The organism is Pseudooceanicola sp. HF7, assembly GCF_011806405.1.
Lineage (GTDB): Bacteria > Pseudomonadota > Alphaproteobacteria > Rhodobacterales > Rhodobacteraceae > Pseudooceanicola.
This window is the reverse complement of record NZ_JAATOW010000001.1, coordinates 97,821-111,742: the sequence shown is the minus strand read 5'-3', so window position 1 is coordinate 111,742 and position 13,922 is coordinate 97,821. Positions and strand designations below refer to the sequence as shown.

14 protein-coding genes are annotated in these 13,922 nt (G+C 65.8%); 11 read left to right on the top strand and 3 right to left on the bottom strand.

The window, feature by feature from the left end; all coding sequences use genetic code 11:
* Positions 1-284: 284 nt before the first annotated feature.
* Genes HCZ97_RS00500 through arsC form a run of 3 tightly spaced genes read left to right on the top strand, consistent with a single transcriptional unit; the run spans position 285 to position 2,028 of the window.
* On the top strand, positions 285-623 hold the full coding sequence (locus HCZ97_RS00500) for a DUF952 domain-containing protein (protein WP_167686747.1): 339 nt from the start codon (positions 285-287) through the stop codon (positions 621-623).
* Positions 620-1,684 carry a quinone-dependent dihydroorotate dehydrogenase gene (locus tag HCZ97_RS00495; RefSeq protein WP_368484297.1) on the top strand — a complete coding sequence of 355 codons (1,065 nt, stop codon included), beginning with the start codon at positions 620-622 and terminating at the stop codon, positions 1,682-1,684. The genes HCZ97_RS00500 and HCZ97_RS00495 overlap by 4 nt, the downstream gene beginning before the upstream one ends.
* Positions 1,681-2,028, top strand: a complete 348-nt coding sequence (arsC, locus tag HCZ97_RS00490; RefSeq protein ID WP_167686693.1) for an arsenate reductase (glutaredoxin) — start codon at positions 1,681-1,683, stop codon at positions 2,026-2,028. Before HCZ97_RS00495 ends, arsC begins: the two co-directional genes overlap by 4 nt.
* A 24-nt stretch (positions 2,029-2,052) precedes the next feature.
* On the opposite strand, the gene HCZ97_RS00485 is transcribed toward arsC, so the two are convergent.
* From HCZ97_RS00485 to HCZ97_RS00475, 3 genes are read right to left on the bottom strand one after another with little or no spacing between them, the layout of a single operon-like run.
* A complete protein-coding gene (locus HCZ97_RS00485) occupies positions 2,053-3,387 on the bottom strand; it encodes an MATE family efflux transporter (RefSeq protein ID WP_167686692.1) in 1,335 nt (444 codons plus the stop codon).
* The gene (locus HCZ97_RS00480) at positions 3,384-3,911 is read right to left on the bottom strand and encodes a PaaI family thioesterase (RefSeq protein WP_167686745.1); all 528 of its coding nucleotides are present in this window, start codon (positions 3,909-3,911) and stop codon (positions 3,384-3,386) included. The genes HCZ97_RS00485 and HCZ97_RS00480 overlap by 4 nt, the downstream gene beginning before the upstream one ends.
* A complete protein-coding gene (locus tag HCZ97_RS00475; protein WP_167686691.1) occupies positions 3,908-4,384 on the bottom strand; it encodes a PaaI family thioesterase in 477 nt (158 codons plus the stop codon). The genes HCZ97_RS00480 and HCZ97_RS00475 overlap by 4 nt, the downstream gene beginning before the upstream one ends.
* A gap of 189 nt (positions 4,385-4,573) precedes the next feature.
* Here HCZ97_RS00475 and HCZ97_RS00470 point away from each other — a divergent pair, with 189 nt between their 5' ends.
* The 8 genes from HCZ97_RS00470 (at position 4,574) to HCZ97_RS00435 (ending at position 13,918) form a co-directional block, all read left to right on the top strand.
* Positions 4,574-4,948: a MerR family DNA-binding transcriptional regulator gene (locus HCZ97_RS00470; RefSeq protein WP_167686690.1), complete on the top strand. Its 375-nt coding sequence runs from the start codon at positions 4,574-4,576 to the stop codon at positions 4,946-4,948.
* Positions 4,949-5,504: 556 nt separating this feature from the next.
* A complete protein-coding gene (locus HCZ97_RS00465; RefSeq protein ID WP_175581602.1) occupies positions 5,505-5,912 on the top strand; it encodes a MerR family DNA-binding transcriptional regulator in 408 nt (135 codons plus the stop codon).
* 42 nt (positions 5,913-5,954) lie between these two features.
* A complete protein-coding gene (locus HCZ97_RS00460; protein ID WP_167686689.1) occupies positions 5,955-7,736 on the top strand; it encodes an acyl-CoA dehydrogenase C-terminal domain-containing protein in 1,782 nt (593 codons plus the stop codon).
* A 445-nt stretch (positions 7,737-8,181) separates the two neighbouring features.
* Positions 8,182-8,820, top strand: a complete 639-nt coding sequence (locus HCZ97_RS00455) for a glutathione S-transferase family protein (RefSeq protein ID WP_167686688.1) — start codon at positions 8,182-8,184, stop codon at positions 8,818-8,820.
* A 103-nt stretch (positions 8,821-8,923) separates the two neighbouring features.
* Positions 8,924-10,135, top strand: coding sequence for an acetyl-CoA C-acetyltransferase (locus tag HCZ97_RS00450; RefSeq protein ID WP_167686687.1), 1,212 nt, complete (start codon positions 8,924-8,926; stop codon positions 10,133-10,135).
* On the top strand, positions 10,135-10,623 hold the full coding sequence (locus HCZ97_RS00445) for a cupin domain-containing protein (protein ID WP_167686686.1): 489 nt from the start codon (positions 10,135-10,137) through the stop codon (positions 10,621-10,623). The genes HCZ97_RS00450 and HCZ97_RS00445 overlap by 1 nt, the downstream gene beginning before the upstream one ends.
* Positions 10,620-12,809, top strand: coding sequence for a 3-hydroxyacyl-CoA dehydrogenase NAD-binding domain-containing protein (locus tag HCZ97_RS00440; protein ID WP_167686685.1), 2,190 nt, complete (start codon positions 10,620-10,622; stop codon positions 12,807-12,809). Before HCZ97_RS00445 ends, HCZ97_RS00440 begins: the two co-directional genes overlap by 4 nt.
* A gap of 269 nt (positions 12,810-13,078) precedes the next feature.
* On the top strand, positions 13,079-13,918 hold the full coding sequence (locus tag HCZ97_RS00435) for a hypothetical protein (RefSeq protein WP_167686684.1): 840 nt from the start codon (positions 13,079-13,081) through the stop codon (positions 13,916-13,918).
* Positions 13,919-13,922: the final 4 nt, after the last annotated feature.

Below are 13,922 nucleotides of genomic sequence, written 5' to 3'. Positions count from 1 at the left end.
TCAGGGATGCTGCCCTTGCGGCGGCCATCCTGTCAAAGCCGATTATCGTGACGGGGCGCGGCAGGCCCCCTGACACTACGGAAAGCAGCTGTTGCTGGTCAGCGTCTTGGCGGAATTTTGACCGGATCGTCGGATTTCGCCGGGCGGGCGGTGGCCAGGGCGGCGCAGGGCGCGAACCGGGGCGGGATCGCCGCCGCGCCCAAAGCCTGCGCACCCTTTGCGGTTGTCTGGCGCGCCCACTGCGATACCTTGACCCCCAAGCCGTTAACGGGCATCCGGAGGCCATCATGATTTACAAGATCTTTCGCAAAGCAGAATGGGATGAGCTGGTCGAAAAGGGAGAGACGGCAGGCGCGCCGATCGACCTGGAAGATGGCTACATCCATTTCTCATCCGCCGAGACCGTGGCTGAAACCGCCGCGCTTCACTTCAAGGACCAGGATGAGCTGATCCTGGCCGCCTGCGATCCCGCCGCCCTTGGCGCGGATCTGAAATGGGAGGAATCTCGCGGCGGCACCCCCTTCCCGCATCTTTACCGCAAGCTGCGCAGGACGGATGTGGTGGATCACTGGCCGCTGGCGCTTTCGGGCGGGCGGCACCTGTTCCCGGACGGGATCCTGTGAGCAGACATGCGATCGAGAGCCTGGGTCTGGCGCTGCTGCATCGTGTCGACCCCGAGCGCGCCCACGGGCTGTCGCTGAGCGCCCTGCGCGCCGGTGTCGTGCCGCTGCCCGGGCAAGTCACCTCCGACCGGCTGCGCACCCGCATCGCCGGGCTGAGCCTGCCCAACCCGCTGGGGCTGGCGGCGGGCTATGACAAGAACGCCGTGGCGCTGGCGCCGCTGGCGCGCTCCGGCTTCGGCTTTCTGGAGGTGGGCGCGGCCACGCCCCGCCCCCAGCCGGGTAACCCCAAGCCGCGCCTGTTCCGTCTGAGCGAGGACCGCGCGGTGATCAACCGTTTCGGCTTCAACAACGACGGGGCCGAGGCCATCGCCGCGCGGCTGGCCAAACGCCCCGAGGGGGCCGTGATCGGCCTGAACCTGGGCGCGAACAAGGACAGCAGCGACCGGGCCGAGGATTTCCGCAAGGTGCTGTCGACCTGCGGCGCGCATCTTGATTTCGCCACGGTCAACGTGTCCTCCCCCAATACAGAAAAGCTGCGCGACCTGCAGGGCAAGGCGGCGCTGTCGGCCCTGCTGCGCGGCGTGCTGGAGACCCGCGACGGGCTGGCCCGCCGGGTGCCCGTCTTCCTCAAGATCGCGCCGGACCTGGACGAGGCGGGGCTGGCCGATATCGCCGAGGTCGCGCTGGAGCTGGGGCTTGATGCGGTGATCGCCACCAATACCACGCTGGACCGCGCCGGGCTGGCCAGCGCGCATCGCGACCAGGGCGGCGGTCTGTCCGGCGCGCCGCTGTTCGACAAGTCGACCCGCGTGCTGGCGCGCCTGTCCCGGCTGACGGGCGGCCAGGTGCCGCTGATCGGCGTGGGCGGGGTTTCCAACGCAGAGCAGGCCTATGCCAAGATCCGCGCCGGGGCCTCTGCCGTGCAGCTTTATTCGGCACTCGTCTACGAGGGTCTGAGCCTTGTGCCCCGGATCCTGTCGGGTCTGGAAGAGTGCCTGCAACGCGACGGTTTCGCCACGGTGGCAGAGGCCGTCGGAACAGGTCGGGAGGACTGGCTATGATCACCATCTGGCATAATCCGAAGTGCTCCAAGTCGCGCCAGACGCTGGAGCTTCTGCAGGCCCGCGGCACGGAAGAGACGATCGTGCAGCGCCGCTACCTTGAGGACGTGCCCTCGCCCACGGACCTGCGGGTGACGCTGGCCATGCTGGGCCTGCCCGCCGTAGCAATGATGCGCACCAAGGAGCCGCTCTTCAAGGAACTGGGGCTGAGCCAGGAGTCCCCCGAGGAAGAGCTGATCCAGGCCATGGCGCAGAACCCCAGGCTGATCGAGCGCCCCATCGTATTCAAGGACAAGCGCGCCGCCATCGGGCGCCCGCCGGAAAAGGTACTGGATATCCTGTGATCCGGGACTTGCGCGCGGCCCCCGTCAGGCGGCGGCTCGCTCCAGCGCGGGATAGCGCGCGCCCAGGGTCAACCCCCTTGCCACGAAGCTGATCAGGAAGGCCGCCCAGAGCCCGTGGTTGCCGAAGAGCGGCACCAGCGCAAAGGCGGCGGCGACGTAGATCACCAGGCTGAGCAGCATCATGTTGCGCATGTCGCGGGCCCGCGTCGCGCCGATGAAGACCCCGTCCAGCATCCACGCGGGAATGCCCAGCACCGGCACCGCCACCATCCAGGGCAGGAAGCTGCGCGCGGCGGCCCGCACCGGTTCCGCCGTGGTCATGATGTCGATCACCATGCCGCCCGCCAGCGCGAAGAGCGCCGCCAGCGCCAGGCAGATCAGCCCGGCCCAGAAGCTGGACAGCAGGACGGAGCGGCGCAGGGCGGGCCGATCCCGCCGCCCCATGGCCTGGCCCACCAGCGCCTCTGCGGCAAAGGCGAACCCGTCCAGCGCGAAGGCCGTGATCTCAAGGAACTGCAAGAGCACGTGGTTGGCGGCCAGCTGGACGTCTCCGAAGCGGGCACCGGTGAACATGAAACTCAGGAAGATGATCTGAAGCGCCAGGCTGCGCAGCAGGATATCGCGGTTCACCAGCGCCATGCGGATCAACCCGGCCCGGTCGAAGACCCGCGCCCAGTCGCGCCAGTCCGGCACCCGGAAGGCCGCGCGGCACAGCCAGAGCCCAAGCGCGAAACCGGCCCATTCGGCGATGAAGGTCGCCGCCGCCACGCCGGGCACGCCCCAGTCCAGCACCAGCACGAAGACCACGTCCAGCGTGATGTTCACCGTGTTCATCAGCAATTGCATGACCAGCACGGCGCCGGTGCGCTCCTGCGCGATCAGCCAGCCGGTGATGCCATAGGTGGCCACCGCCGCGGGGGCCGACCAGACCCGGATGCCCATGTATTGCCGCGCCAGCCCCTCCACCTCTTGCGAGGCCGGAGACAGCAGGAAGGCGCCGCGGAACAGCACCCCTTGCAGGCAGAGGATCATCAGCCCCGCCGCCAGCCCCAGCATCAGCGCGCGGGTCAGCAGCACCGCGACCTCGGCCCGGTCACCGGCCCCGGCGGCATTGGCCGTCAGCCCGGTGGTGCCCATGCGCAGGAAGCCGAACACCCAGTAGAGCGCGGTCAGCACCACCGCCCCGATCCCCACCGCCCCGATCGGCGCGGCGGTGCCAAGCTGGCCCACGACCCCGGTATCCACCGCGCCCAGGATCGGCACGGTGGCATTGGACAGCACGATGGGCACCGCGATCTTCAGCACCCGGCCATGGGTCAGCCGGGCGCCGGGCGGCGGCAGCACCTGCGCGTCGCTCATGCGCTCCGGGTCCGGGGCGTGAAGGCAGAGGGCATGCGGAAGTGGCCGGAGGCCTGGGCAATCGGGCGCGCCACGTTGTCCTGCCAGGCCTCGACCCGGACAGAGGCATAGCGCCGCCCGGAGCGCAGCACGAAGGCGCGCGCATAGGCATCCCTTGGCAGGCCCGAGCGCAGGTAATCCACCGTCAGCCCGATGGTCTTTGGCATCTGCGGCAGCGCGCCCGAGGCAATGTGATCCGGGTCCAGCCGCCCGGCTTCGAGATCCTGCCAGATCATCGTCCAGCTCAGCCCGATCACCGCCGTCACCTCAAGGAAGGCGGCCGTGACCCCGCCATGGATCGCCGGCAGCTGTGGGTTGCCGATCAGCTTGTCGTCATAGGGCAGGATCCCCGTCAGCTCATCCCCGCGCCGGTCGAAGCGGATGCCGAGGAAACGGATATAGGGCACGCCATCGACCATGGCGGCCAGCGCCCGGTCGCGGCGTTGCTTGATGACCTGGACGGGTTCCGGAGTCTTCTTCATCAGACCTGCCCCGCGTCACTGTACGGCCGCCGCTGGCCGGCGATGTTGAGCTGCCCCTCTTCCACCATCTGGAAGGTGAAGGCCCCGGCGGCGGTGGCCACGGGGCTGTCCCCGTCCTCGTCCCAGGCGCGGGCGCGCACGAAGGCGACGGAGCGCGTGACGTGGTAGCATTCCGCCTCTGCCCGCAGCCCCTGCCCCGGCGTGGCCGCGCGCATGTAGTCGATCCGCAGATCCAGCGTGGCCGTCGTTCCCCCGCACAGCGGATGGCTGAGCACCGAGGCCCCGCAGCTGGTGTCCAGCAGGGTGGAGATCACGCCCCCCGCCAGGATGCCGGTGGCCGGGTCGCCGATGAAGCGTTCATCATAGGGCAGCGCGAAGGTCACGGTGCCGGGGGTGCCCGTCACCGCCCGGATCCCGAGCGCACGCGCATGTGGCAGGCTTTCGGAAAATTGTCGGGCAAGCTCGGTCAGGTTCATGGGCAGTCTTCATTTCTGTGGGGGCCGTGCATGGCTTGGGCGCCGGCGGACCGCATGGGCAATCGCGGGGCCCCGACAGCTGGCATAGAAACTCTTATCGACCCGAAGGGCAAGACGCCGCTGTTGCCCTTCCAGCGCAGTCCGATTACCGTCAGGGGGGTCCCGTCATAGCACCAGGCTGCCGCATAGATGTCCGACAAGATGCTCAGTTTCAAAGAAATGTGCGAGAAGTTCGAGGTCACGCCCCGAACCCTGCGCTACTATGAATACATCGAACTGCTGCGCCCCGAACGCGACGGTCGCGCGCGCTGGTATGGCCCGCGCGAGGTGGCGCGGATGACGCTGATCATGCGCGGTCGGCGCTTCGGCTTTTCGCTGGAAGGCATCCGGCAATGGCTGGAGATGCGCGAACAGCAGGGCAACGAGGCCCAGATGCGCACCTGGATGGACATGGCCGACAAGCAGATGCTGGAGCTTGAGGAACAGCGCCGCCAGATCGACGAGGCCATGGAAGAGCTGCGCCGCCTGCGCGACACCACCAAGGCGGAGCTTGGCGAGTCCTGAGCCCCTACCCCTGAGACACTATCCCTGAGCCTCAACCCTGCGTGCGATGCGCAGCCGGTCTCCGCGCCCTTCGGGGCGCGCCCTGGCGGGATTTCCGGCGATATGCCCGAATAACCGTCTTGATCCGGGCGTGATCCCGCCGAGGGGCGCGGATATTGCCGCTCAGCCCCGCCCCTGCCCATATCCGCCTTGCAACTCTTCCCCAGCGTCACCGTATATTCCCAGGGACGGCTGAAAATCGGTGCAAACCGGGCCGTCCTGGTGCGGGAGCGGAGGGTCCGGAGGGGCCGTTTTCGCCATTGGGCCGAATCAACTTGGTCGCAACGCCCGGTGCGCGGGCCCGGATCCCTGGAGGAGGCAAAAGGTCGGACACGACGGAGTGCGGAAAACAGCTGTGAAATGGAAGGAAATTACGTTTGCCGGAAGCCATTCGAAACTTCTCTAACGTAATGATCCAAGTGACGTGACGTATGACTTACGTCAACCTAAGGGGCCTTGTATTCATATTCTGTGGACTGCATTCCTGACCGATCGGAAAAAATTCGATGGGTAAGAAATGACTGAGACACAGGAACTAATGACGATCCGCGAGATGTGCGATGCGTTCGACGTGACGCCCCGTACCTTGCGGTTCTACGAAGCGAAGGAGTTGCTCTTTCCGATCCGTGAAGGCCAGAAACGGCTCTTTACGCGGCGTGACCGGGCCCGTCTCAAGCTGATCCTGCGCGGCAAGCGCTTCGGGTTCAGCCTTGAGGAGATCCGGCAGCTGCTCGACCTCTACGACATGGGTGACCAGCAACAGACCCAGATTTCCAAGGCCTACGAACTGGCCCGCGAACGTCTGGACGTGATGGAGACCCAACGGGCCGAGCTGGACGTTGCGATCAAGGAACTGAAAGAGCAGATGGAATGGGCGGCCAGCGTGATTGCTTCCAACGAGGGAGCGAAGAACGCGGCGGAATGATCCCGCGGGCCGGTCCATGACAGAGGCATTGGGGAGGAATGAATGCCCAGCTACACCGGTCCCGTCGACGATCTGCAATTCGTCATTCATGATGTACTGGACGTGCCCGCACAGAACGTGCCGGGCTATGAGGATCTGGAGCGCGATTTCACCGCGGCCATCCTCGGCGAAGCGGCCAAGATTTCTTCGGAAGTGCTTGCGCCGCTCAACGCCTACGGCGACCAGACGGGCGTTACCCTGGAAAACGGCGTTGTCAGAACCCCCAAGGGGTTCAAGGAGGCTTTCGATCAGCTCCGTGACGGCGGCTGGACCGGCCTGGATTGCGATCCGGAGTACGGTGGCCAGGGCATGCCCTACATCCTTTCCGTGGCAACCGGAGAGATGTTCTCGGCCGCCAACCAGGCCTTCATGATGTACCCGGGCCTGACCCATGGCGCCTATTCGGCGATCCATGCCCATGGCTCGGACGATCAGAAATCCACCTATCTGCCCAAGATGGTGACCTGTGAATGGACAGGCACCATGAACCTGACGGAGCCGCAATGCGGCACCGACCTGGGGCTGATGCGCACCAAGGCCGAACCGCAGGACGACGGCTCCTACCTGGTCACGGGGCAGAAGATCTTCATCTCTGCCGGTGACCACGACATGTCCGACAATGTCATCCACCTGGTGCTGGCCAAGATCCCGGGCGGCCCGGAGGGCATCAAGGGCGTGTCGCTCTTCATCGTGCCCAAGTTCATGGTGAACGAGGACGGCTCGGTCGGGGAACGCAACGCGGTTTCCGTCGGCAAGGTCGAAGAGAAGATGGGCATTCACGCCAATGCCACCTGCGTGATGAACTACGACGGCGCGAAAGGCTTCCTGCTGGGAGAGGCCCACAAGGGCATGCGCGCCATGTTCACCATGATGAACGAAGCCCGCCTGGGCGTGGGCATGCAGGGCCTGTCCCAGGCCGTCGCCGCCTACCAGAACGCCGTGGACTATGCCCGCGACCGCCTGCAGGGCCGCGATGTGACCGGCGCCAAGAACCCCGATGGCCCGGCCGATCCGATCATCGTCCACCCGGACGTGCGCCGGATGCTGATGGATCAGAAGAGCTTCATCGAGGGCGCCCGTGCCTTCGGCCTCTGGGGCGGCACGATGATCGACCGCGCGCGCTCCGCCGGCGATGAAGAGGCCGAGGCGATGGTCTCCCTACTCACCCCCGTCCTCAAGGGCTTCCTGACGGACGAGGGCTACGACATGACCGTGCAGGCCCAGCAGGTCTACGGCGGCCATGGCTATATCGAGGAATGGGGCATGTCCCAGTTCACCCGCGATGCCCGGATCACCATGATCTACGAGGGCGCCAACGGGGTGCAGGCGCTGGACCTGGTGGGGCGCAAGCTGGGCCTGAAGGGCGGCAAGACGGTCATGGCCTTCTTCGAGCTGATCAAGGACTTCTGCAAGGAAAACGCCGGCAAGGACGCCGAGCTCGACAAGGCCTTCCTCGACCCGCTCAAGACCGCCTCCAAGCAACTCCAGGAAGCGGCGATGTTCTTCATGCAGAACGGCATGAAGAATCCCAACCACGCCCTGGCAGGCTCCAACGACTTCATGCACCTGATGGGGCACGTTTGCCTTGGCTACATGTGGTCCCGCATGGCCTTTGCCGCAGCGTCGAAACTGGAAGCGGGCGATGGTGACGCCGCGTTCTACGAGACGAAGCTCGCCACCGGCCGGTACTACATGTCCCGCCGCCTTCCAGCGACTGCCATGCACCTGCAACGGATCCTGTCCGGGGCGGATGATGTCATGGCCCTTGACGCGGCCAACTTCTGAGCCGGGGGCAACCCGTGCCTTGCCAGGCTGACAGGCAGGTTTCCCGAAAGGGATCCCCACTCACGGGACGGGGGAGCGTATCAGGCCGATACGCTCCCCCGCTCCATTTCTGCCTTCCGAATTTTGTTCCCACTGCATTCGCCCGGGTGCAAGCGGGGCACGGGGGCCAGCCCCCGCCGCGCGTTCCGCACTCCCCCCGAAGTATTTCCGGCCAGATGAAGGGGATCCACCCCGATCCGCTCCACCGGATTGGCTACCAGATATGTCGGATCGGGGCTTCACCTGGCACGCCCATCGGCTCTCCAGCCTGTGACGCGAAGACAGTCTTTGCGATGTGTGGTTAATAGAAGGTGACCGGTTCCACTTCATCTGGCCATAAATACTTCACGGGGGTGCGGGGGTGTGAAACCCCCGCCTACATCACGGGCGCGACACGGAGGATCACATGACCATCAAGCTCTATTGTTTCGGAGAAAGCGGTAATTCCTACAAGGCGGCGCTGCCGCTGGAACTTTCGGGGCTGGCATGGGAGCCGGTGAAGGTGGATTTCTTCAGCGGGGAGACGCGCTCGGACGCCTATCTCGGCATCAACCCGATGGGGGAAGCGCCGATCCTGGTGGACGGGGATGTCACCATCGCGCAGTCCGGCGTCATGCAGATGTATATCACTGAAAAGACCGGCAAGTTCGGCGGCGCGAGCCCCCAAGAGGCGCGCGAGGTCATGCAATGGGTCTTCTTCGACAATCACAAGATGTCCTCCCAGGCGGGCATGTTGCGCTTCCAGATGAACTTCCTGCCGGCCGACAAGCGCAACGAGACCGTCATCGGTTTCATGGCCGGTCGGTTGAAAGCGGCTCTGGCCACGCTGGAGCGGGGGCTGGAGGGGCGCGACTGGCTGGTCGGGGATGCACCCAGCAATGCCGATTTCTCCAACTGCGGCTATCTTTTCTACCCCGAGCCCTTCAGCTTCACCCGCGCCGACTGGCCCAATATTGACCGCTGGCTTGGCAATATCGAGGGGCTGGAGGGCTGGAAGCATCCCTATGACCTCATGCCCGGGCACCCTTCCGATCGCGGCCTGTGACGTCGCAACGCAACGTCGCGGTGGTAATTGTCGGCGCGGCGGATTGAGATAGGGCCAAAGGGCGGAGGGGCCCTGGAAAATTTCGGAACGGACGGAGGACGCCATGACCGATGCCTATATCTACGACGCCGTGCGCAGCCCGCGCGGCAAGGGGCGCAAGGACGGCAGCCTGCACGAGGTGACGGCAGTCTCGCTCGGCAAGCAGATGCTCAATGCAATCAGGGACCGCTCGGACCTGCACGGCCATGCCGTGGAGGACGTGATCTGGGGCAATGCCACCCAGGCCTTCGAACAGGGCGGCTGCCTGGCGCGGACGACCGTGCTGGCCTCTGACCTGGACGAGTCGATTCCCGGCCTGTCGATCAACCGCTTCTGTGCCTCGGGCATGGAAGCCGTGAACCTGGCGGCCAACCAGGTGAAGGGTGGTGCCGGCCAGGCCTATATCGCGGGGGGCGTGGAATGCATGTCCCGCGTCGCCATGGGCTCCGACGGGGCGGCGGTGGCCGTGGATCCAACGGTCGCCATGGAGCAATACTTCGTGCCCCAGGGCATTTCCGCCGATATCATCGCGACCGAATACGGGTTTTCCCGCGATGACGTCGATGCCTTCGCCGTGGAAAGCCAGAACCGCGCCGCCGCGGCCTGGGAGGCCAAGCGCTTCGACAAGTCCATCGTCACCATCCGTGACGTGAACGGCCTGCCGATCCTGGACCATGATGAATACATGCGCCCCGGCACCGACATGCAGGCGCTTGGATCCCTCAAGGCCTCCTTCAAGGAAATGGGCGAGGTCATGCCCGGTTTCGACAAGGTCGCGATGCTGAAGTACCCGCATCTTGAGCGGATCAACCACGTGCACCACGCCGGGAACTCCTCGGGCATCGTGGACGGCTCTGCCGCGGTCCTGATCGGGTCCAAGGAATTCGGCGAGGCCCATGGCCTCAAGCCCCGCGCGCGCATTCGTGCCACGGCCAAGATCGGCACCGATCCGACGATCATGCTGACCGGCCCTGTTCCGGCCACGCAGAAGATCCTGAAGGACGCCGGGATGACCATCGGCGATATCGACCTGTTCGAGGTGAACGAGGCCTTCAGCGCCGTCGTGTTGCGCTTCATGCAGGCCTTCGACGTGGATCATTCCAAGCTGAACGTGAACGGCGGGGCCATCGCCATGGGTCACCCGCTGGGGGCCTCCGGCGCGATCATCATCGGCACGCTGCTGGATGAGATGGAGCGCCAGGGCAAGGCCACGGGCCTGGCCACGCTTTGCGTCGCCTCCGGCATGGGCGCCGCGACGATCATCGAGCTGGTCTGATGGCCGTCATCCGTCAGGTAGAGGCCCGGCGCGATACCGGAACAGCCGAACAGACCGCGGCCCTCGGCGCATTCGAGGCCCTGCTCTATTCGGATACCGGCGGTCTCAGCCAGTTCGGCGCCTTCGTCGAAACGCTGCAGCCCGGCGCGCGCTCCTCTGACCGCCACTGGCATGAAGAGGAGGACGAGTTCCTCTACATGCTCAGCGGCGCGGCGACGGTGATCGAGGACGACGGGGCGCATCCGCTGCACCCGGGGGATGCCTGCTGCTGGCCCGCCGGGGTGGCGAACGGGCATCACCTGGTCAACACCTCTGAGGCGCCCTGTGCCTACCTGGTCGTGGGCACGCGCAAGACGGATGACATCGTCCATTATTCCGATGTCGACAAGATCCTCATTCGCGAAAACGGCACGCGGCGGCTGATCCGCCGCGATGGCACAAGGATTGACGGACCCTCTGAAGGGACCTCTCAAGGGAGCGAGACATGACTGAATTCACGATGGAAAAAGGCGCCGACGGCGTCGCGGTGATCACCTGGGACGTCACCGGCAAAAGCATGAACGTCCTCTCGATGGAGGGCGCGAACGAACTGGACGCGGCGATCAGCGATGCGCTGGCCGACGAGGCCGTGAAGGGCGTGGTCATCACCTCCGGCAAGGAAACCTTCGCCGCAGGCATGGACCTGAACGTGCTCGCCGGCTTCAAGGAACAGGGCGCCGAAGGCGTCTTCGAGGGCGTGATGTCCCTGCACCACCTGCTGCGCAAAATCGAGCTGGCGGGCGCGGATCCCAAGACCATGAAGGGCGGCAAGCCCGTGGCCGCCGCCCTGCCCGGCACCGCGCTTGGCATCGGGCTTGAGCTGCCGCTGGCCACCCACCGCATCTTTGCCGCCGACAATCCCAAGGCCAAGATCGGCCTGCCGGAAATCCAGGTGGGCATCTTCCCCGGCTCGGGCGGCACCACGCGGCTGGCGCGCAAGCTGGGCGTGATGAACGCCTCTCCCTTCCTGCTGCAGGCCAAGATGGTCGACCCGCAGGGCGCGGCCAAGGCCGGGCTGATCGACGAGGTGGCCGAGGATCCGCTTGCGGCCGCCAAGGCCTGGGTGCTTTCTGCCGGTCCCGCCGATATCGTCAAACCCTGGGATCAGAAGGGCTACAAGGTGCCCGGTGGCGCGCCCTATCACCCGGCGGGCTTCCAGACCTTCGTGGGGGCCAACGCGATGATCATGGCCCAGACCTCGGGCGCCTACCCGGCGCCGAAAGCCATGCTGAGCGCTGTCTACGAAGGCCTGATGGTGCCCTTCGACACCGCGCTCAAGATCGAGGCGCGCTGGTTCACCTCTGTCATCATGAACCCCTCTTCGGGCAACATGATCCGGTCGCTCTTCATCAACAAGGAAGCGCTCGAGAAGGGCGCGAACCGCCCCGAGGCACCCGATCAGCGCGTGAAGAAACTGGGCGTTCTGGGCGCGGGCATGATGGGCGCGGGCATCGCGCTGGTGTCGGCCAATGCCGGGATCGAAGTGGTGCTGATCGACCAGAAGCAGGAGGCCGCCGACAAGGGCAAGGCCTATACCGAAAGCTGGCTGGACGCGGGCATCAAGCGCAAGAAGGCCACGCCCGAGAAGAAGGACCAGGTCCTGTCGCGCATCACCGCCACCACGGATTATGCCGCGCTGGCCGATGCAGACCTGATCATCGAGGCCGTCTTCGAAGATCCCGCCATCAAGGCCGAGGTCACCAAGGCCGTGGAGGCCGTGATTCCCGAAGATTGCATCTTTGCCTCCAACACCTCCACCCTGCCGATCAGCGGGCTGGCCAAGGCATCGTCGCGGCCAGAGCAGTTCATCGGCATCCACTTCTTCTCTCCGGTCGAAAAGATGGCGCTGGTGGAGATCATCAAGGGTCGCGACACCGGCGATCGCGCGGTGGCCAAGGCGCTCGATTTCGTGCGCCAGATCCGCAAGACGCCCATCGTGGTCAATGATGCGCGCTTCTTCTACGCCAACCGCTGCATCATCCCCTACCTCAACGAGGGCGCGCGGATGGTCAGCGAAGGCGTCAGCCCGGTGCTGGTGGACCAGGCGGCCAAGATGCTGGGCATGCCCGTGGGCCCGCTGCAGCTGATAGACGAGACCTCCATCGACCTGGCGGTGAAGATCGCCAAGGCCACCAAGGAAGCCATGGGCGATGCCTATCCCAAGGATGCCAAGGGCGTGGATGACCTGATGTTCTGGCTCTACGACGAAGGGCGCCTGGGCCGGAAGGCAAAGGCGGGCTTCTACAGCTACGACGAAAAGGGCAAGCGCACCGGCATGTGGGAGGGACTTGCCGCCCAGTACCCGCTGAAGGACGACCAGCCCGACCTGATCGAGGTGCAGCACCGCCTGATCTTCGCCCAGGTGCTCGAAGCCGTCCGCGCGCTGGAAGAAGGCGTGCTTGAGGACATCCGAGAGGGCGACGTGGGCGCGATCCTTGGCTGGGGCTTCATGCCCTGGTCCGGCGGCCCCTTCGGCTGGCTGGACATGATCGGTACGCCCTATGGAGCCGAACGCTGCGATCAGCTGGCAGAGGCCTATGGGCCGCGCTTCGCCTGCCCCGATCTGCTGCGCGAGATGGGCGACAAGGGACAGGAGTTCTACAAGCGCTTCGGCCCGCAAGCCGCCGCTGCCTGAGCAGAACGTCATCACCATCCGTCAGCTCGCTGACCATGAACCGCCCCGAGGGATCCCCCGGGGCGGTTTTTTTGTCTGCAAGCCCGGCACCACCCGCGACCCGGCCCCTTTGCCAGCAGGGCGCCCCTGCCCCGCTCCGCAGCGCCGGCGCAACGAAGCCTCTTCCCGAACGCACGCAATTGGTGAACTATCCGAAAGTAGATCCACCGGGACTTGCAGGGGATCCCCCGCGCCGCAGGCGCATCACCACCCGAACCGAGGCGTCAAAGGTGTTCATCCCATCTGTCAACCTGCCCTTCTGGGCCCTGATCCTGATCTTCCTGCTGGTGCTGCCGGCGGCCTCCAGCCTTGGCTTCCGTTTTGGGCGCCTTGAATTGCGCCGGCTCGAAGCGCGCGGGCTCACGGCTTCCTATTCCGGGGATACGACCCTGGGGGCGCTGCTGGCCTTGCTGGGGCTGTTGCTGGGCTTCACCTTCAGCGCCACCCTGGGCTGGCGGGAATCCAGCGCCACCCTGGTCGTGGAAGAGGCCGCCGCGATCAGCACTGCCTTCCTGCGCGCGGACCTGCTGCCCGGTGACACCGGCCGCCCCCTGCAGGAGGCGCTGCTGGATTACGCCCGCAGCCGGGTTATCCCGACGGGCTTTTCCAAGCCGCCGCTGAACAGCGAGACGATCCTGACCACCACGCTGGCCGAACAGGTCCGCCTTTGGCCCGCACTGCTACAGGCGCTTGGCCCGGATGTGCCGGTGAACCTGCAGACCTACCTGAGCGCCGGGGTGACCGATGTGCTGGATGCCCATACCCGGCGCCTTGCCGCGGCGGCCAAGACGGTCTCTGCCTCCGTCTGGAGCCTGCTGTTCTTTGCCGCCGGCTCCGGTGCCTTCCTGCTGGGCAACCGGGCGGGGCTGCAGGGGCGCGCGCCCACCTGGCGCACGCTGCTGTTTTCCATCGTGCTGAGCGGGGTGCTGATCACCATCGCGGATCTCGACCGGCCCTCCAACGGGTTCTCGACCGTGCCGCAGACCAGCCTGGCCGATGCCGTCAAAGATATGGAAGCCGCCCTGCATCCCGCGGCGGAGGCCGCACGGGACCTGGCCGCCCGACCCTGATCGC

Excerpts from the sequence above, each read along its gene's own strand:
- HCZ97_RS00445 (WP_167686686.1), top strand. The coding sequence starts at position 10,135 with ATGGCCGTCATCCGTCAGGTAGAGGCCCGGCGCGATACCGGAACAGCC.
- HCZ97_RS00465 (WP_175581602.1), top strand. The coding sequence starts at position 5,505 with ATGACTGAGACACAGGAACTAATGACGATCCGCGAGATGTGCGATGCG.
- HCZ97_RS00475 (WP_167686691.1), bottom strand. The coding sequence starts at position 4,384 with ATGAACCTGACCGAGCTTGCCCGACAATTTTCCGAAAGCCTGCCACAT.
- arsC (WP_167686693.1), top strand. The coding sequence starts at position 1,681 with ATGATCACCATCTGGCATAATCCGAAGTGCTCCAAGTCGCGCCAGACG.
- HCZ97_RS00455 (WP_167686688.1), top strand. The coding sequence starts at position 8,182 with ATGACCATCAAGCTCTATTGTTTCGGAGAAAGCGGTAATTCCTACAAG.
- HCZ97_RS00470 (WP_167686690.1), top strand. The coding sequence starts at position 4,574 with ATGTCCGACAAGATGCTCAGTTTCAAAGAAATGTGCGAGAAGTTCGAG.
- HCZ97_RS00485 (WP_167686692.1), bottom strand. The coding sequence starts at position 3,387 with ATGAGCGACGCGCAGGTGCTGCCGCCGCCCGGCGCCCGGCTGACCCAT.
- HCZ97_RS00440 (WP_167686685.1), top strand. The coding sequence starts at position 10,620 with ATGACTGAATTCACGATGGAAAAAGGCGCCGACGGCGTCGCGGTGATC.
- HCZ97_RS00460 (WP_167686689.1), top strand. The coding sequence starts at position 5,955 with ATGCCCAGCTACACCGGTCCCGTCGACGATCTGCAATTCGTCATTCAT.
- HCZ97_RS00450 (WP_167686687.1), top strand. The coding sequence starts at position 8,924 with ATGACCGATGCCTATATCTACGACGCCGTGCGCAGCCCGCGCGGCAAG.